Source organism: Achromobacter sp. RT286_PF, from assembly GCF_059760425.1.
Genome location: NZ_JCBAMR010000048.1, coordinates 1 through 18,618 on the forward strand (window position 1 = coordinate 1; position 18,618 = coordinate 18,618).

Annotated in this window: 17 protein-coding genes; 10 read left to right on the forward strand and 7 right to left on the reverse strand. The window is 63.2% G+C overall.

All coding sequences use genetic code 11. From position 1 onward, the window contains the following. Nucleotides 1–159 precede the first annotated feature (159 nt). From ptsP to thrS, 6 genes are all read right to left on the reverse strand, one after another. Nucleotides 160–1,911 carry a phosphoenolpyruvate--protein phosphotransferase gene (gene ptsP, locus AC6LJY_RS24960; protein WP_082134689.1) on the reverse strand — a complete coding sequence of 584 codons (1,752 nt, stop codon included), beginning with the start codon at nt 1,909–1,911 and terminating at the stop codon, nt 160–162. Between the two features lie 61 nt (nt 1,912–1,972). Then, on the reverse strand, nt 1,973–2,242 hold the full coding sequence (locus tag AC6LJY_RS24965) for an HPr family phosphocarrier protein (protein ID WP_046807727.1): 270 nt from the start codon (nt 2,240–2,242) through the stop codon (nt 1,973–1,975). A gap of 116 nt (nt 2,243–2,358) precedes the next feature. Beyond that, on the reverse strand, nt 2,359–2,760 hold the full coding sequence (locus tag AC6LJY_RS24970) for a PTS sugar transporter subunit IIA (protein WP_046807726.1): 402 nt from the start codon (nt 2,758–2,760) through the stop codon (nt 2,359–2,361). A 17-nt stretch (nt 2,761–2,777) separates the two neighbouring features. Beyond that, complete coding sequence (gshB, locus tag AC6LJY_RS24975; RefSeq protein ID WP_120154699.1) at nt 2,778–3,749, reverse strand: glutathione synthase; 972 nt, start codon at nt 3,747–3,749, stop codon at nt 2,778–2,780. A 157-nt stretch (nt 3,750–3,906) separates the two neighbouring features. Next, the gene (gene infC, locus AC6LJY_RS24980; RefSeq protein ID WP_081451529.1) at nt 3,907–4,461 is read right to left on the reverse strand and encodes a translation initiation factor IF-3; all 555 of its coding nucleotides are present in this window, start codon (nt 4,459–4,461) and stop codon (nt 3,907–3,909) included. A gap of 20 nt (nt 4,462–4,481) precedes the next feature. Then, nucleotides 4,482–6,434 (reverse strand): threonine--tRNA ligase, encoded by a 1,953-nt coding sequence (gene thrS / locus AC6LJY_RS24985; protein WP_046807724.1) that lies wholly within the window; start codon nt 6,432–6,434, stop codon nt 4,482–4,484. A gap of 560 nt (nt 6,435–6,994) precedes the next feature. Here thrS and AC6LJY_RS24990 point away from each other — a divergent pair. Continuing rightward, nucleotides 6,995–7,735 carry a response regulator gene (locus AC6LJY_RS24990; protein ID WP_498137013.1) on the forward strand — a complete coding sequence of 247 codons (741 nt, stop codon included), beginning with the start codon at nt 6,995–6,997 and terminating at the stop codon, nt 7,733–7,735. 23 nt (nt 7,736–7,758) lie between these two features. Here AC6LJY_RS24990 and hemN read toward each other — a convergent pair whose 3' ends face one another. Next, complete coding sequence (gene hemN, locus AC6LJY_RS24995; protein WP_498136996.1) at nt 7,759–9,186, reverse strand: oxygen-independent coproporphyrinogen III oxidase; 1,428 nt, start codon at nt 9,184–9,186, stop codon at nt 7,759–7,761. A 125-nt stretch (nt 9,187–9,311) separates the two neighbouring features. On the opposite strand from hemN, the gene AC6LJY_RS25000 reads away from it, so the two are divergent. The 9 genes from AC6LJY_RS25000 (at nt 9,312) to AC6LJY_RS25040 (ending at nt 18,616) form a co-directional block, all read left to right on the forward strand. Further along, a complete protein-coding gene (locus AC6LJY_RS25000) occupies nt 9,312–9,557 on the forward strand; it encodes a hypothetical protein (protein WP_046807731.1) in 246 nt (81 codons plus the stop codon). A 210-nt stretch (nt 9,558–9,767) separates the two neighbouring features. After that, a complete protein-coding gene (locus AC6LJY_RS25005; protein WP_498136997.1) occupies nt 9,768–10,511 on the forward strand; it encodes a FadR/GntR family transcriptional regulator in 744 nt (247 codons plus the stop codon). Next, nucleotides 10,508–11,752, forward strand: a complete 1,245-nt coding sequence (locus AC6LJY_RS25010) for a Zn-dependent hydrolase (RefSeq protein WP_046807721.1) — start codon at nt 10,508–10,510, stop codon at nt 11,750–11,752. The genes AC6LJY_RS25005 and AC6LJY_RS25010 overlap by 4 nt, the downstream gene beginning before the upstream one ends. A gap of 260 nt (nt 11,753–12,012) precedes the next feature. Then, entirely contained in the window at nt 12,013–13,587 is a 1,575-nt protein-coding gene (locus AC6LJY_RS25015; protein ID WP_046807720.1) for an ABC transporter substrate-binding protein, read from the forward strand. Between the two features lie 102 nt (nt 13,588–13,689). Then, nucleotides 13,690–14,697, forward strand: a complete 1,008-nt coding sequence (locus AC6LJY_RS25020) for an ABC transporter permease (protein ID WP_498136998.1) — start codon at nt 13,690–13,692, stop codon at nt 14,695–14,697. Beyond that, complete coding sequence (locus tag AC6LJY_RS25025; protein WP_498136999.1) at nt 14,694–15,533, forward strand: ABC transporter permease; 840 nt, start codon at nt 14,694–14,696, stop codon at nt 15,531–15,533. Before AC6LJY_RS25020 ends, AC6LJY_RS25025 begins: the two co-directional genes overlap by 4 nt. Nucleotides 15,534–15,542: 9 nt before the next feature. After that, nucleotides 15,543–17,177 (forward strand): ABC transporter ATP-binding protein, encoded by a 1,635-nt coding sequence (locus tag AC6LJY_RS25030; RefSeq protein ID WP_498137000.1) that lies wholly within the window; start codon nt 15,543–15,545, stop codon nt 17,175–17,177. A 64-nt stretch (nt 17,178–17,241) separates the two neighbouring features. Next, on the forward strand, nt 17,242–17,532 hold the full coding sequence (locus AC6LJY_RS25035; RefSeq protein ID WP_314362461.1) for a cupin domain-containing protein: 291 nt from the start codon (nt 17,242–17,244) through the stop codon (nt 17,530–17,532). A gap of 19 nt (nt 17,533–17,551) precedes the next feature. Further along, nucleotides 17,552–18,616: a histone deacetylase family protein gene (locus AC6LJY_RS25040; protein WP_046807715.1), complete on the forward strand. Its 1,065-nt coding sequence runs from the start codon at nt 17,552–17,554 to the stop codon at nt 18,614–18,616. Nucleotides 18,617–18,618: the final 2 nt, after the last annotated feature.

Here is an 18,618-nt window from a genome sequence, read left to right on the forward strand (position 1 = left end):
GTCGGGGGCTGCCCCCCGACGCCGTTTTTCATTGGTGACTCCGGATGCAAAGGCAAAGAAAAACGCCCCGTTCAGGGGCGCTCAACGTCTGGCAGGTTCGGAATGGCCAATACAGGCCAATACAGGCAAATTGCGGCAAATTCCGCCCGCCCGGCCGATTCAGGCCGGGTCCAGCGCGTCCAGGTCGACAGGCAAGGCACGGTTGAGCGCGGTGGCCACTTTGATCCGCAAGGCGTTCGAATGCGCGCGCCGCACCTCGCGCTTGACGTCCAGCAACTGCTGCGGGTGCATGGAAAATTCCGTCAGGCCCAGGCCCAGCAACAGGCGCGTCATGCGTGAATCGCCCGCCATTTCGCCGCACACCGCTACCGGCTTGCCGGCGCGCTCGCCCGCGTTGATGGTGTTGGCCACCAGGCGCAGCACGGCGGGATGCAGCGGGTCGTACAGCGCGGCAACATCATGGTCGCCGCGGTCAATGGCCAATGTGTACTGGATCAGGTCGTTGGTGCCGATAGACAGGAAATCCAGCGCCTGCGCGAAGGGCTCGATGGCGATTGCGATGGCGGGCACTTCCACCATTGCACCCACTTCCATGTGCGGCGCATACGCCTGCCCACGCGCATCGAGCTCGCGGCGCGCCGCCTCGATAGCAGCCTTGGTGGCCACCACTTCGTGCATGTGCGCAATCATCGGGATCAACAATCGAACCGGGCCGTGCGCCGATGCCCGCAAGATGGCGCGCAGCTGCGTGGCGAACATTTCCGGACGCGCCAGGCAGTAGCGGATTGCGCGCTGGCCCAGCGCGGGATTGGTAGCCACGGTGGCTTCGCCGTCCAGCGTCTTGTCCGACCCGATGTCCAGCGTGCGGATCGTGACGGGCCTGCCGGCCATGACCTTGACCACTGATGAATAGGCTTCGTATTGCTCTTCTTCGCCGGGCAGGTCCGGCCGGCCCATGAACAGGAATTCGCTGCGGAACAGGCCGATGCCGTGCGCGCCGGACGCCAGCGCCAGCGCGGCCTCTTCCGGCAGTTCGATATTGGCGTGCAGGACGATGTCGATGCCATCCAGCGTCACGGAAGGCTCGTCGCGCAATAGGCCCAGCTCTGCGCGTTCATCGGCGTACACGGCCTGGCGGCGGCGGTATTCCTGAAGAATGCGGTCAGACGGATTGACCACCACCGCGCCGGCCGCGCCGTCGATGATGAGCATGTCGCCATCGCGTACCAGCTCGCGTACGTTGCCCATGGCAACCACGGCCGGCACGCCCATGCTGCGCGCCACGATGGCGGTATGGGACGTGGGGCCGCCCAGATCGGTCACGAAAGCGGCGAAGCGGCCGCCGCGCAAGCGCAGCATGTCCGCCGGAGAAATGTCGTGAGCCACGACCACCAGCGCATCGTCGCCGCCCATGTGGGACATGTCGGGCAGGATGGCGGACGTGCCGGCAAGCACATGCAGCACGCGCTCGATGACCTGGCGTACGTCGGCCCCACGCTCGCGCAGGTACTCGTCTTCCATGGCGTCGAACTGCTGGCCCAGCATCTGGCCTTGCGTGGTCAGCGCCCATTCGGCGTTGTAGTGGCGTTCGGCGATCAGGCCCAGCGTTTGCTCGGCCAGCAAGGGGTCACCCAAGAGCAGGCTGTGCACGTTGAGCATGGCGCCCAGCTCGCGCGGCGCGTCGGCGGGCAAGGTGTCGGCCAATAGCCGAAGCTCTTGTTGCGCCGATGCCAGGGCCTCGGTCAGCCGGCTGCTTTCGGCGGGCACATCTTCGGGTGATATCCGGTAGTGCGCCACTTCCAGCGCCGCGGCGCCCATGACGACCGCGCGGCCGATGGCATATCCCTTGGCAACGCCTTTGCCATAAAGACAAACGACGGGGCTGGCGCGGCCAGCCCCGTCGTGGGCAATGTTCAGGGTCGTAGACGGGCCGGCCTCGGCAACGCCAGGGCCGGCGGATTCAGGGGGTGTTCTATTCCTGCTCACCGAATTTGCTGTCGAACAGAGTTTCGATTTCGGAAAGGGCTTGATCGGCGTCATTGCCGGAAGCCTCCAGTTTGACCGTCACGCCAAGCCCGGCCGCCAGCATCATGACGCCCATGATGCTCTTGGCGTTCACGCGTTGCGCGCCACGCGAGATGAAGATCTCGCTGGAGAACTTGCTGGCCAGTTGCGTCAGCTTGGCGGCGGCCCGCGCATGCAAACCCAATTTATTGCTGATGACGATGTCTTTAGTAGGCATAGGAAATATTATGACCGCGGATTAACGCCGCAGTGTTGATCGCAGCAAAGAGGCAAACCGTCAACCGCATTTCGACCGGAAATACCAGCCGACATAATAGGGCAAATTCCTGCCCGTCAGTCTACACGCAAGACACCCTGCACGCCGCCGGCCAAGGCCTTTTCGCGCGTATCGGCAAGCGGTAGATTGCGATAGGTCAAGGCGCGCAGCAGCATGGGGGTATTCAGGCCGGCCAGGACACAGCACTGAATGCCCTGCGCCTGGGCATCGGCCACGGCGCGCTTGGAGATATTGGCGGGGGTGGCGCCGATCAGGTCCGTCAGCACCAGCACACCGGCGCCGTGATCCTGTTCAAGAATATCTTTCAGGACGGCCGGTGCCTGATCGTCGGGCCGGTCCTCGGGCAGGATGTCGTGAATGGCCAGCATGCCGTCAAGGTCGCCCATGACGTGGCTGGCGCATTCGCGCATCGCCGCGCCCAAAGGCGCGTGCACGACGATAACAATACCCGTGGTCATGACGGATTCCAGAAAGATCAGGCTGCCGGGGCAGTATTCGCCACGGCCTTTTCAAGCGCCTGGACGAACATGCCCGCGACATCGAAGCCAGTCTGTTCGGCAATCTCGACGAAACAGGTGGGGCTGGTGACGTTGACTTCGGTGACGTAATCGCCAATGACGTCCAAGCCGACCAGCAGCAGGCCGCGAGCGGCAAGCTTGGGGGCGACGGCTTCGGCGATTTCGCGATCGCGCGGGGACAATTCCTGCGCCACGCCACGGCCGCCGGCGGCCAGGTTGCCGCGCGTTTCACCGGCCAGCGGAATGCGCGCCAGCGAATACGGCACCGGCTCACCGCCGATGAGCAGGATGCGCTTGTCACCCTTGACGATGTCAGGGATGTAGCGCTGAGCCATGATGGTGCGCGCGCCGTTGTCGGTCAGCGTTTCCAGGATGGCGTTCAGGTTTGGGTCTTTGGGTTGCAGGCGGAACACGCCCGTGCCACCCATGCCGTCAAGCGGTTTGACGATCACGTCGTGGTGCGTATCGTGAAACGCCTTCAGGCGAGCCATGTTGCGCGTCACCAGCGTCGGGGCGGTGAACTCGCTGATTTCGGTGATGGCCAGCTTTTCGGGATGGTTGCGAATGGCCGCGCCGCTGTTGAACACGCGGGCGCCCTGCGCTTCGGCGTATTCGAGCAGATGCGTCGAATACACGTATTCCATGTCGAAAGGAGGGTCTTTGCGCATCACGACGGCGCCAAAATCGGCCAGCGGCAGATCTTGTGCGGGGGACTCGGTCCACCAGTCGTGGCCGTGCAAGTCGGCATCCGCGACCAGCGCGATCGGCGTGGTAACGGCCTTGACCGTGCCGGCCTCGATGTAGAGATCGCCCTGCATGGCCACGCTAAGCGTGTGGCCGCGCGCCACGAGGGCACGCATCATGGCAACCGAACTGTCCTTGTACGCCTTGAGAAGCGGCAAGGGATCCAAAACGAACAAAACATGCATCGCGACACCCTGAACGTACGCCGCCTTCCCTGGCGGGAAGGCGGCTTTATGACATCGTAGCGCAGAGCCGCCCAATAAGCGAACCCGCCGGTCACGTGACGGACGGCGGGTCGGATGGGAAGCGGCCAAGCCTTCTTGCGAAGGCTATGGCTGGAACTTACGCGGCAGATTCAGGCTTGCCCGCAGCGGGCACGGCCTTCTTCTTGGGCGCCAGCACCATGACCATCTGACGGCCTTCGAGCTTCGGCATGGCTTCGACCTGGGCAAGTTCCAGCAGATCGTCACGCACACGTTCAAGCACACGCATACCCAGTTCCTGGTGAGCCATTTCGCGGCCACGGAAGCGCAGGGTCACCTTGGCCTTGTCGCCCTCTTCGAGGAAGCGGCGCAGGTTGCGCAGCTTGACTTGGTAGTCGCCCTCGTCGGTGGCCGGACGGAATTTGACTTCCTTGACCTGGATGACCTTCTGCTTGGAACGAGCTTCAGCTTGGCGCTTCTGCTCTTGGTACTTGAACTTACCGTAGTCCATCAAACGGCAGACCGGCGGCTCGGCGTTCGGCGCGATTTCCACCAGATCCACGTCGCTTTGCTCGGAAAGACGGAACGCGTCGGCGATCTTGACGATGCCCAGCTGTTCTCCGTCCAGACCTATCAGGCGCACCTCGGGGACGCGGATTTCACCGTTGATGCGATTGGCTTTTTCAGTGGCGATGTTGAAAGCTCCTAGAAATGTTAAGCAGCACTGCTATCAGGTTGATTGACGTCGCGACGGGCAGAAACATCCTCGGACAATCGCGCGACGAATTCGTCGTATGCGATGGCGCCAAGGTCCAATCCACCCAGACCGCGGACGGCTACGGTGCCGTTTTGTTTTTCCTTGTCGCCGACGACAAGAATGTACGGCACCTTTTGCAGGCTGTGCTCCCGGATTTTACGAGTGATTTTTTCACCACGCAAATCGGACTCTACTCTAAAGCCTTGTTTTTTCAGGCTTTGTGTTATTTCAGCCGCATAATCGGCCGAAGGTTCAGAAATGCAGCATACAACGGCTTGCACCGGGGCCAGCCAGGGCGGCATCGCGCCGGCATGGTTTTCGATCAGCATGCCGATGAAACGCTCGAGCGAACCCAGGATGGCACGGTGCAGCATGACCGGCGGACGACGCTGGTCGTTTTGGTCGACATACTCGGCGCCAAGGCGCACGGGCATGGAGAAGTCGACCTGAATGGTACCGCATTGCCAGTGGCGCCCGATGGCGTCTTTCAGGGTGTATTCCACCTTGGGACCGTAAAACGCGCCTTCCCCCGGGGAAATCTCGAATTCGCAACCCGTGCGGCGCAGGCTTTCCATCAACGCCTGCTCGGCCGTATCCCAGACTTCGTCAGAGCCGATGCGCTTTTCAGGACGCGTGGCGACCTTGTACAGCACTTCGGTAAAGCCGAAATCGCGATAGACCTTCTGTAGCAGGGCCGTGAAGTCGGCGCATTCGTCTTGCAGCTGATCTTCGGTACAGAAGATGTGGCCGTCATCCTGCGTGAACCCGCGCACGCGCATCATGCCGTGCAGCGAACCCGAGGGTTCGTTGCGGTGGCACTGGCCGAATTCGCCATAGCGCAGCGGCAGTTCGCGATAGGAATGCAGGCCGGCGTTGAAGATCTGCACGTGGCCCGGGCAGTTCATCGGCTTCAGGCCATAGACGCGGTTCTCGGACTCGGTCGTGAACATGTTTTCACGATAGTTGTCCCAGTGGCCCGTCTTCTTCCACAGCGAAATATCAAGGATCTGCGGCGCTTTGACTTCCTGGTAGCCGTTGTTGTTGTAGACGGCGCGCATGTATTGCTCGACCTGCTGCCACAACGCCCAGCCCTTCGGATGCCAGAAAATCAGGCCCGGCGCTTCATCCTGGAAGTGGAACAGGTCGAGTTCGCGGCCGATCTTGCGGTGATCGCGGCGCTCGGCCTCTTCCAGCATGTGCAGGTAGGCTTCCTGTTCTTCCTTGGTGGCCCAGGCCGTGCCATAGATGCGCTGAAGCATTTCGTTCTTGCTGTCGCCGCGCCAATAGGCGCCGGCCACCTTCATCAGCTTGAACACCTTCAGCTTGCCGGTGGACGGCACGTGGGGGCCGCGGCACAGGTCGATGAAATCGCCTTCGCGATACAGGCTCAGGGGCTCGTTGGACGGGATCGACGCGATGATCTCGGCCTTGTACTTTTCGCCGATACCCTTGAAGAATTCAACGGCATCATCGCGCGACCATTCTTCGCGCGTCACGACCTCGTCTTTCTTGGCGAGCTCGGCCATCTTCTTTTCGATGGCGACCAAGTCTTCGGGCGTGAACGGGCGCTTGTACGAGAAGTCGTAGTAGAAGCCGTTGTCGATCACGGGACCGATGGTGACCTGAGCGTCCGGAAACAGCTCCTTCACGGCATAGGCCAGCAAGTGGGCCGTCGAGTGCCGGATCAGATCCAGGCCATCGGCGTCCTTGGCGGTCACGATTGCCAGGCGCGCATCGCCTTCGATGCGATAGCTTGTGTCGACCAGCTTGGACGACTCGCCTTCAAACGTCACGCGGCCGCCCAAGGCGGCTTTGGCCAGGCCCGTACCGATCGACTGAGCCACTTCGGCGACCGTGACCGGCCCCGGATATTGGCGTTGCGAACCATCGGGCAATGTGATCTGTACCATCGGGAGTGCTTCCTGGGGTTCTTGGAACGAGAAAAAAATCAATGAACGAAAACGAAAAACGCGGCCTGATAGCCGCGTTTTCTGGTTGTCTTGCTGAGTCTTACCGCTGACCTGACACGGTGAAACCCGACGCACGAAAAACTAACGCGACATAGGGCGAAAGTTCCGGGTCGTAGTTCGTGCCAGCAGGAAAAGCATGATTCTGAGCCTGTTCAAACGCGCCTGGACGGCGCGTTGCAAGGTTGCGCGATCGATACCAACCAAGACCGGGCCGGGGGCACCCCAGCAACCAACGGATCGACCGAAATTAATGTGTCGATTGTAGCACCCTTTGCGCCTTTTCCGGGCGCCAGTCAAGCGAATATGCCCAGTCTTGCGGCTGATTGAATGCTCGTTTCAGGGTGCAAAGGTCCGATATTCGGGTGATTCCCGTCCGGACAGGCTTTCAAAAACGTAACCTTCCATCGCAAATTTATGACCAGGCGCGGAGCGTGCTCCGGACTTCAACTCTGGCCGAGAAAAGCGCGACGCGGTTCGCGCTACCGGCTTGTGGAGCATCGATGAAAGCTGTCCCAATACGTGTGACCAAAGCAGCCTCTATTTCCAACCCGCCACGCTGCGGCGAAGGCGTGCGCTCAAGCGGACGCAGGCATATGCTGCTGTCGCGGCTGCCGTCGGTTATCAAGGTGGCGATACTGGACGATCACCCCGTCGTCGCCCTGGGCGTGGGGGCATATCTTGAAAGCCGCCCCGGCTTCCGGGTGCTGCACCGAGAGACATCGGCGCGCGAAATGCTTGAGAAGCTGCGTCAGACGCCCTGTGACGTAGCGCTGGTGGATTTTTATCTGCCCCAGGAACCCTGGGACGGCGTCAATTTCCTGCGGCGTTTGCGGCGGCACTACCCTGCCCTGGCGCTCATCACGTTTTCGGCGGGCAACCGGAAGGAAACGCAATACGCCGCGTATCGCGCCGGCGCCAACGGCTATTTGGCCAAGCAATGGGGAATGGTGTTGCTGCCCGAAATCATTCGAGCCGTACTCAACAACAAGAAGACCTTTCTGTCCGTGCAGGACGGCAAGGTCCGCCCCGTGCTGCCCGACCACCCCCACGCGATGCTGACCACATCCGAAATCGAGATCCTGCGCCATATCAGCCAGGGCCTGTCCGTCACGCAGATTGCCGCGCGCCTGTCGCGCAGCAAAAAGACGATCAGCACCCATAAGCGGCGGGCGATGCAAAAGCTGCAACTGGCCGACGATCTATCGCTGGCTCTATACCTGCGCGAGAAATTCGCGGAATGAAGCCGCCCCGCGCACGCGCCGCGTCAGATGATGCGGGAATAGCTGGCGCCGCTGCCCGCGCTGCCCAGGTAGCCGTCAAACGCCATGGCGACCGCGCGCACGAAGTACCAGCCCAGCCCGGTAACCTCTACTTCACCCGCACGCAGATTGACCAGGCCCAATTCGGCCAGGTTCGCCATTTGCAGCAGTTCGCGGCTGAAGTAGTCGCCAAAGCGCAGGCCGTGGCGCGCCTCGACGGCGGCAAAGTCCACGCGGCCCTGGCACATGATGTCCATGATGACTTCCCGCCGCACCAGGTCGTCGCTGGACAGGCTGAGCCCGCGTTCCACCGCGAAATGGCCGGATTCGATCGCGCCGTAATAGGCGTCCAGCCCTTTTGCGTTCTGGCTGTACGTGTTGCCGATGCGGCCGATGGCGGATACGCCCAGGGCGACCAGATCGCGGTCGGGCTGGGTGCTATAGCCCTGGAAATTCCGGTGCAGCTGACCACGCTGCTTGGCGATGGCCAACGCGTCGGTGTTCAGCGCGAAATGGTCCATGCCGATGTACGTGTAGCCCTGCTGCAGAAAGCCGTCGATGGCCGCGCCAAGCAAGCCCACCCGGGTCTCGCGGTTGGGCAGGTCCGCTTCATGGATGCGGCGTTGGGGCTTGAAGCGCTCGGGCAGATGCGCGTAGGCGTACAGCGCAATGCGGTCGGGTCGCAACGCCACCACCTGTTTGATCGTGCGAGCGAACGATTCCGTGGTCTGCAACGGCAGCCCGTAGATCAGGTCCATGTTGACCGAGTCGTAGCCCAGGGCGCGCGCGCTTTGCATCAGCGCCCGCACGTCGTCAAAAGACTGCACCCGATGCACCGCCTTTTGCACCCGCTCGTCAAAATCCTGCACGCCGAAGCTCAGGCGGTTAAAGCCCAACTGCCGAAGGTGCGCCAGGCGCTGGGGCGTAGCCGTGCGAGGATCGACTTCGATCGAAATTTCGGCATCGTTCTCGAACCGGAATGCCGATCTCAGGTCCTGCATCAAACGGGTGAGCTCCGCATCGGACAGAAACGTAGGCGTTCCGCCACCAAAGTGCAGTTGCGACACCGGCACGCCCGGGCCAAGCTCCTTCACGTGCAAGGCGATCTCTTGCGCCAGCGCTTCCAGGTAGCGCACCGCACGGTCGTGATGACGCGTGACCACCTTGTTGCACGCGCAGTAATAGCAGACCGAATCGCAGAATGGGATGTGCACATATAGCGACAGCGGCTCGGTCGCGGCGTTGGCGCGACGCTGCCGCAGCGCGTTGCGATAGTCCTGCTCGCCGAAATTGCCGTGATAGCGGTCGGCGGTGGGATACGAGGTGTAGCGTGGCCCGTTCTTGTCCAGCCTCGCCAACAATCGAGGGGGAAAGAACGGTTCGGCGGCGGCAGGCGCGGGCGATGAAACGACGGGGCTTAGGGCGGCTTGCATAGCCTGGATTATTCGCCCTTGCGGGTCACCGCAACTTGATCTGGCGCAAACCCGGCGGCGTCTTGGGCGGGCGCCGGGTCACGCCCGTAAAATGCGGCTTTTACGTTGCACAACAAGGACACCTCATGGGCACTGAACTGGACGGCCGCCTGTTGGCCATGCGCCAGGCGGTGGCAATTGCCATCGCCCTTTCCACCCGCAGCAGCCCGCAAGCTACCGACATGGCGCTGGAACTGCTTAACGACCTGAAGGCCGGCATGGACAACGCCCCGTCCGACAGCCCCTTTGAAAAGCCCGAATGGGTAGAGGGCGCCCAGGACGAACTGGACGGCATCGCGCGCCTGGTCCGCGCCTTCACGAACGAGCCCTGAACCGGGCATGCAAGCAAGCGGCGCTGGCGCAACGCCAACGCCCGCTTCAGGCCAGACACTCACGCCTCCTAACTGGCCTGACCACCGGATAGGAAGACGTAGATTCCCTCTGATCGTTTTCCCTGAAAACGTAAATTTCCCCTTCTATTTCAAAGGCGGCGTGCCTATATTGGTGGCCTGACCACCAGGCCATGACAACTCCACGCCACGATGAGCACCTTTCAGGCCGTCGCCGCCACCCGCTTGTATCGCATGATTGCCGACCAGATCGCCGGCCGCATCCGGGCGGGTGATTTCCTGCGCGGCGCGCGCCTGCCTTCCGAGCGCGAGCTGGCCGAGCAACTGCAAGTGAGTCGGGCCTCGATCCGCGAAGCACTGATTGCCCTGGAAATCGAGGGCTACGTCGAGGTTCGCGTCGGCACCGGGGTGTTCGTCACGACTTCTCCGGACGGCGCCGCGTTTCCCGCAACGGCCGTCATGGGCGCGCCGGCCTTGGCCGAACAGGACGACATCGGGCCATTCGACCTTCTTGAAGCCCGCATGCTGATTGAACCGGAATGCGCGGCGCTGGCCGCGCACCAGGCCACGCCCGCACAGATTGCCGGCATCCGCGATGCCCATGCCGCCATGTCGCTGACCGACTCGCCCGGCCGCCATGACCGCGCGTTCCACAGCGCCATCGGCGCGGCCTGCGGCAACGCGGCGCTGGCGTCAGCCGTGGCGCACCTGTGGAATCTAAGCCAGTCCAGTTCGCTGTATAGCCGCATGCAGGACTATTTCGTCACGACGCAAGCGTGGGTCGCCGCCCATGCCGAGCATCAACGCATCCTGAACGCCATCACGGCGCGAGACCCGATTCGCGCGCGCCACGCCATGCACACGCACCTGCTTGGCATCCTGGCGCGCCTGCGCGAAGACTTCGATCCCCTTACCGATCATCGAGGCAACCCATGACTACGTCTTCCCTGTCCATCAACGGCCAACGCCTGTGGCAGTCGCTGATGGACCTTGCGCGCATCGGCGCCACGCCAAAAGGCGGAAACTGTCGATTGGCGCTGACCGCGCTGGACGGCCAGGGCCGCGACCTTGTCACTGGCTGGATGCGCGATGCCGGCATGACGGTGCGGGTGGACCAGGTGGGCAACATCTTTGCGCGCCGCGCCGGCCGCAATAACGACCTGCCGCCCGTCATGACCGGCAGCCACATCGATACCCAGCCCACGGGCGGCAAGTTCGACGGCTGCTACGGCGTGCTGGCCGGCCTGGAAGTCATGCGCACATTGAACGACGCCGGCGTCCAGACGGAAGCGCCGCTGGAAGTGGCGATCTGGACCAACGAGGAAGGCTCGCGCTTTGTGCCCGTGATGATGGGGTCCGGCGTATTCGCCGGCAAGTTCCCATTGGAAACCGCGCTGTCGGCCCGCGACGCGCAAGGCATCTCGGTACGCGATGAGCTGGCCGCGATCGGATACGCGGGCACGGACCCGGTAGGCGGGCGCCCGGTGGACGCCTACTTCGAGGCCCATATCGAACAGGGCCCGATTCTTGAACACGAGGAAAAGACCATCGGCGTCGTGACCGGGTCGCTGGGCCTGCGCTGGTACGACATCACGGTGACCGGCATGGAAATGCACGCGGGCCCCACACCGATGGCGATTCGCCGCGACGCGCTCTTTGCCGCCAGTTTTCTGGTGCAGACCGTCATCAACATCGCTAACGCGCACCAGCCGCACGGGCGTGGCACCGTGGGCGAGATCCACGCGCATCCGGGATCGCGCAACGTCATCCCTGGCCAGGTGCGCTTTACCGCCGACCTGCGCCACGAAGACGAAGCCACGTTGACGCGCATGGACCAGCAATGGCGCCGGGCTTGCGATGACATCGCCGTGGCCCATGGCGTGCAGGTGGACTTGAAAGACGTGCAGTATTTCCGCCCCACGCCCTTTGATACCGACCTGGTGGACAAGGTCCGGCAAGGCGCCGCCAGTCGCGGCCTGCCGGCGATGAACATCGTGACGGGCGCGGGGCACGACGCCGTCTACATGGCCGCGGTGGCGCCCACCGCCATGATCTTCGTGCCCTGCAAAGACGGCATCAGCCACAACGAAATTGAGGACGCGCAACCCGAGCATCTGGAAGCCGGCTGCAACGTCCTGCTTGACGCCATGGTGGCGCGGGCCAACGCCGCAAGATAGCGGCAACTGTTTCCTCGCGGATCGCCGCGCGGCCGACGCCGACGTCACCACGTCTTTCGGCTCGCCGCGCGTGCACCGCCGATTTCGCCGCATTGGTGCGCGGCCTGCCTTACCCAGCACCTGTACGAAGCATGGCGGTAGCGGCTTTACCTGTAGTACCCCTGATAAACCCAGGTGGCACAAGGTTTGCTTGTCAAAGCACGGCATCCGCCGCGCAGCGGCGGTCACCTGTCAGTCCCTTTCCAGCCCGGAGGCTCGCAGTGAAATCGAAGAAATGGTTCTCCCTAAGCATCGGCGCATTGGTCCTTGCGGCCGCGCTACCCGCCACGCAAGCCTTGGCGCAGACCAAAGGCGGCACGCTGAACATGATCGTGCAGCCCGAGCCGCCCGTGATCGTCACGGCCATCAACCAGCAAGGCCCCACGCAATTTGTCGCGGGCAAGATCTACGAAAGCCTGCTGACCTATTCCACCGACCTGAAGCCGCAGCCCGGCCTGGCCAAATCGTGGGAAGCGGCGGCCGACGGGCTGACCTATACGTTCCACCTGCAAGACAACGTCAAGTGGCATGACGGCAAGCCGTTCACCTCGGAAGACGTGGTGTTCTCGCTTTCCGAGATGCTGCCCAAGACGCATGCGCGCGCCCGCGTCATCTTGAACAAGTTCGTCGATTCGGTGACTGCCCCGGACGCGAAAACGGTGGTGATCAAGCTGAAGACGCCCTTCCCCGCGTTCATGCTGATGTTCGAACCGGGCTTTGCGCCCATGATGCCCAAGCATCTGTACGCCGGCACGGACTTCATGACCAACCCGGCCAACCAGAAGCCCGTGGGCACCGGCCCGTTCATGTTCAAGGAATGGAAGCGCGGCGAATACATCAAGCTGACGCGCAACCCCGATTATTGGAAGCCGGGCAAGCCTTATCTGGATGAACTCGTGTTCAACGTGATTCCCGACGCGGCCTCGCGCGCGGTCGCGTTCGAACGCGGCAGCGTGGACGTGCTGCGTGGCGGTGACGTGGACAACGTCGACATCAAGCGCCTGCGCGCCCTGCCCAAGGTGGAATACACCACTGCCGGCTGGGAAATGTTCTCGCCGCAGGCTTACCTGATCTTCAACATGCGCAAGCCCCCGTTCGACAACCTGAAGGTGCGTCAGGCCATCATGGCCGCGATGAACCGCAACATGGTGGTCAACAATATTTTCTTCGGCCTGGGCAAGGTGTCGACCAGCCCCTTCGTGACGACCGAGATGTTCTACGACAAGAACATGCCGGCGATGCCGTTCGACATGAAGAAGGCGCGCGCGCTGATCAAGGAATCGGGCATCAAGCCCGAGGACTACACGATTCGCCAACTGAGCTTTCCGTACGGTTCCACCTGGGATCGCCTGGGCGAATACACCAAGCAGGCGCTGGAACAACTGGGCTTCAAGGTCAATGTGGAATCCACCGACGCGGGCGGCTGGGCCAGCCGCACGGGCAATTGGGACTTCGACCTGACCACCACGTTCACCTACCAGTACGGCGACCCCGCGCTGGGCGTGCAGCGGCTGTATATCTCGTCGAACATCGTCAAGGGTTCGCCGTTTGCCAACGTGCAGGGCTACAGCAACCCCGAGACCGACAAGCAATGGGAAGCCGCCGCCTCTGAAGTTGATCCGGCCAAGCGCCAGGAAATCTACACCAAGCTGCAAACCACGCTCGTCAATGACGTGGCCAACGGCTACCTGGTGGATATGGAATTCCCGACCCTGTACCGCGCCAACGTGAAGAACCTGGTCAAGACCGCGATCGGGTTGAACGAATCGTTCGACGACGTCTACATCGAAAAGTAAACGCAGCAAGACGCCGCCGCAAAGCCCTTGCGGCGGCGGATCCCGGCAGCGCATGGGCACGCCCCCGGCCGCCCGCGTTCAGCCCGAGAGGACATCCCAAGCATGAAATTCCTTTCCTTTTTCTTGTCCCGCGTCGGCAAGGCCCTGGTGGTCGTGCTGGGCGTGGTCATCATCAATTTCTTTCTGATCCGGCTGGCGCCCGGCGACCCGGCTGCCGTGCTGGCGGGCCAGGCTGGCGCGGGCGATGCCGCCTATGTCGATCAGCTGCGCGTGGAATTCGGCCTGGACAAACCCATCCTGACGCAACTGATGCTGTACCTGAAAGGCGTGGTCCAGCTGGACCTGGGCTTCTCGTACCGCAACCACGTCCCCGTGCTGGACTTGATCGTTGAGCGCCTGCCCGCCACGTTCCTGCTGATGTCCTGCGCCTTTTTGTTTTCCATCGTGCTGGGTGTCTTCCTGGGCGTGGTCGCGGCCAAGGCGCGTTACCGCAACAAGCGCCGCTGGATCGACAGTTCGGTGATGACCGGCGCGCTGCTGCTGTACGCCACGCCGCTGTTCTGGCTGTCGCTGATGGGCATTTTGCTGTTCTCCGTCGTGCTGGGCTGGCTGCCCGCATTCGGCATGGAAACCGTGGGCTCGGGCCTGACCGGCTGGGCGCGCGCCTCGGACATCGCCCAACACCTGATCCTGCCCACCGTCACCCTGGGTTGCTTCTTCATGGCCGTGTACGTGCGGCTGACGCGGGCGTCGATGCTGGAAGTGATCGGCATGGACTTCGTGAAAACGGCGCGCGCCAAGGGCGTGAGCCCCAGCCGCGTGATCCGCGTGCACGTGCTGCGCAACGCACTGCTGCCCGTCATAACGTTCGCCGGCATTCAACTGGGCCAGATGGCGGGCGGCGCGGTACTGACCGAAACCGTGTTTGCCTGGCCGGGCATCGGGCGCCTGATGTTCGACGCCCTGCTTCAGCGCGACTATCAGCTGCTGCTGGGCATCTTCCTGGTCACCTCCATCATGGTGGTGGTGTTCAACCTGCTGACCGATGTGTTGTACCGCCTGATTGATCCGCGTATCGCCGCGGGCGCGCAGCAAGGAGCCGCCGCATGAAAGCTTTTGCCCGACGTTATATGCGCAACTACGGCGCGGTGGCCGGTCTTGCCATCATGCTGGTCGTCGTCATTGTGGCGCTGGCCGCGCCGCTGCTGTATCAAGAATCCCCCTGGATGATGGTGGCCGACCCGCTAATTCCGCCGTTCACCAATGCCGACTTCCCGTTCGGCACCGACATGCTGGGCCGCGACATCACCGCCGGCCTGGTGTGGGGCGCGCGGGTGTCCCTGATGGTGGGCCTGCTGTCGACGGCGGTGGCATTGCTGTTCGGCATCCTGGTCGGCTCGGTGGCCGGCTACTGCGGTGGCCGCGTGGACGACGCGCTGATGCGCTTCACCGAGTTCTTCCAGACCATTCCGCAGCTGGCCATGGCCGTGGTGCTGGTCGCCATCCTGAGCCCATCGGTCTATTCCATCATGGGTGCGATCGCCGTCGTGTCCTGGCCCCCCGCCGCGCGGCTGGTGCGCTCTGAATTCATGACGCTCAAGCAGCGCGAATTCGTCCAGGCGGCCATCGTCATTGGCCAGACGCCGGCGCGCATCGTCAGCACGCAGATACTGCCCAACGCCATGTCGCCCATCATCGTGTCGGCCTCGTTCATGGTGGCCACCGCCATCCTGACAGAATCTTCCTTGTCCTTCCTGGGCCTGGGCGACCGCAACCTGATGAGCTGGGGCTTCATGATCGGCGCGGCGCGCACGATGATCCGCGAAGCGTGGTGGATGAGCGTGTGGCCCGGCGTGGCCATTCTGATGACGGTGCTGGCCATCAACCTGATCGGCGAAGGCTTGAACGACGCCCTGAACCCCCAACTGCGCAAGCGCGGCGAATAGGAGGCCAACATGACGACCGAAGCCACGCCCTTGCTGTCCATCCAGAACCTGAGTATCGCGCTGCCTCGCGGCGGCGACCGGCCCTTTGCCGTGCAAGACGTTTCCTACGACATCCGCGCCGGCGAAATCCTGTGCATCGTGGGCGAATCCGGATCGGGCAAGTCCATGAGCGCCAACGCCATCATGGGCCTGCTGCCGGACTACCTGACGCCGCAGCAGGGCCGCATTCTCTTTCGCGGCAAAGACCTGTTGCAGCAGGACGAAGCCACGTTGCAAGCCATGCGCGGTAAAGACATGGCGATGATTTTCCAGGAACCCCTGTCGGCGCTGAACCCGCTGATGACCGTAGGGGAGCAGATCAGCGAAGTCATGCGCGTACACGATGCCTACCCGGGCGCCGAGCGCATGAAGCGCACGCTTGAATTGCTGGATTTTGTGGGCTTGCCGGAGCCGGCAACGCTGTATCACGTGTATCCGTTCCGGCTGTCGGGCGGCCAGCGCCAACGCGTGATGATCGCCATGGCGCTGGCGCTGGAGCCAGCCCTGCTGATCGCCGACGAACCCACCACGGCGCTGGACGTCACCACGCAAGCGCAGATCCTGGCGCTGATTGCGCGCATCCAGAAAGAGAAAGGCATGGGCGTGATGTTCGTCACGCACGATTTCGGCGTGGTGGCCGAAATTGCCCACCGTGTCGCCGTCATGGAAAAAGGCGTGTTGGTGGAGCAAGGCCCTGCCGAAGACGTACTGAACCGTCCGCGCCACCCGTACACGCAACGGCTGATCGCGGCGGTGCCGCATCGGCGTGGCGAGGAACGCGTGGCCACCGCCAATGACGCGCCCGTGCTGGAAGTGAAAGACCTGAAAAAGACGTACGTCATCGGCCACGGCTGGCTCGGCGGCAAACGCGAGGTGCATGCCGTTGACGGCGTCAGCTTCAGCGTACGACGTGGCGAAACACTGGGCATCGTCGGCGAATCCGGGTCGGGCAAATCGACGATCGGCAAATGCCTGCTGAAGCTGGTGGGCATCAACGGCGGGCAACTGATCTTCAATGGCCAGGATATCGCCGCGATGTCGGAATCGCGTTTCCGCCCGCTGCGCCACGATATCCAGATGATCTTCCAGGACCCTTTTGCCTCGCTCAACCCGCGCCACACCGTGGGCCGCATCATCAGCGATGGCCCCGTGGCCAACGGCGTGCCGCGCGCCAAGGCCGAGGCGCGCGTGCGCGAACTGCTGTCGCTGGTGGGGCTGGACCCGTCCGCCTTTGATCGCTACCCCAACCAGTTCTCGGGCGGGCAACGCCAGCGCATCGGCATCGCGCGGGCGCTGGCGCTGGAACCCAAGGTGCTGGTGGCCGACGAATCCGTGTCGGCGCTGGACGTCTCGGTGCAGGCGCAGGTGCTGCAACTGCTGCACGACTTGCAACAGCGCTTGCAGATTGCGCTGGTATTCATCACCCACGATTTGCGGGTCGCGGCGCAGATCTGCAATTCCGTGCTGGTAATGCACCGTGGCAAGGTCGTGGAATACGGGTCGCCGACCCAGATTTTCGACAAGCCGCAACATGCCTACACGCGCCAGTTGATTGCCGCCGTGCCCGGTCAGCACTGGGACCCCACGCAAGCGACAATGGCCTGATCGCCCCCTACACCCACACCGACACCGACGCCACGACGCCATGACAACTTCAGGAGCATCCCCCGTGCAACGCCCCGCCGCCATTCCCACCGTGCAGATCGACAACGACCGGGTCACCGTCACCGAATGGCGCTTTCCGCCCGGCGGTGAAACCGGCTGGCATCGCCACGGCATGAACTACGTCGTGGTCCCGCAAACCACCGGCCCGCTGTTGCTGGAAACGCCCGACGGCGAGATCACCAGCCAACTCACCACCGGCATCGCCTACTATCGTCCGGTTGGCGTTGAGCACAACGTCATCAACCCCAGCGACACCGAATTCGTTTTTGTCGAAATTGAAATCAAACAGGCTTGACGCGTCAGCGAGGACCACCATGAAGGCGTTTTTCTCGGAAGAACAATTGCTGCACACCCCGCAGCAGTTCATGCGCTTGGGGCGGATCAGCGCGCCTACCGACCTGCCGTCCCGAGCGGAAAGCCTGCAAGGCGCTTTGACAGCGCGCGGCATCCAGGTCCAGGCGCCTTCGGACTATGGCCGCAAACCGCTGGAAAGCATCCACAGCGCCGACTACCTGAACTTCCTGGAAACCGCCTACACGCGCTGGCAATCGTTGAAGGCGCCCGGCGTGGACCCGGGCCCGGAAGTGTTGCCCAACCTATCGCCTTACTACAACGGCCGCGTTGAGCAGGCGGGGCGCGGGCCCTGCCCGTCTCCGTCCATCGTGGCGCAAGCGGGGTACTACCTAAGTGACCTGTCTTGCCCCATCGGGCCGCAGACCTGGCGTTCGGCGCTGCGCTCCACGCACAGCGCGGTCGCGGCCGCCGATCACGTTGCCGGCACATCGGGCATGGCGTACGCGCTGTGCCGGCCGTCAGGCCACCACGCACACCGGGATCGCGCCGGTGGCTTCTGCTATCTGAACAGCAGCGCGGCGGCGGCCAGCCGCCTGCTACAGACCTGGTCCAAAGTGGCGGTGCTGGATGTGGACGCCCACCATGGCGACGGCACGCAGAACATCTTCTACCAGCGCGCGGACGTCATGACGGTGTCGCTGCACGCCGACCCCGGCGCCTACTACCCCTTCTACACCGGCTACGCCGACGAACGTGGCCATGGCGCGGGCGAAGGCTGCAACCTGAACCTGCCGCTGGCGCACGGTTCAGGCAACGACCCGTTCCTGGCCGCGCTGGACACCGCGCTGACGGCGCTGTCTGGTTACGCCCCGCAAGCGCTGGTGCTGGCGTTGGGCTTTGACACCTACAAGGACGACCCCATCAGCGTGCTGAAGCTGGACATCGACGCGTACCGCGACATTGGCGCGCGCGTGGCCAGCTTGCGCCTGCCCACCGTCGTCGTGCAGGAAGGCGGCTACATGGTGCAGGCGATCGGGCCCGCGTTGGACGCATTCCTGCAAGGCCTGGGCCACGCCGGCGCCTGACG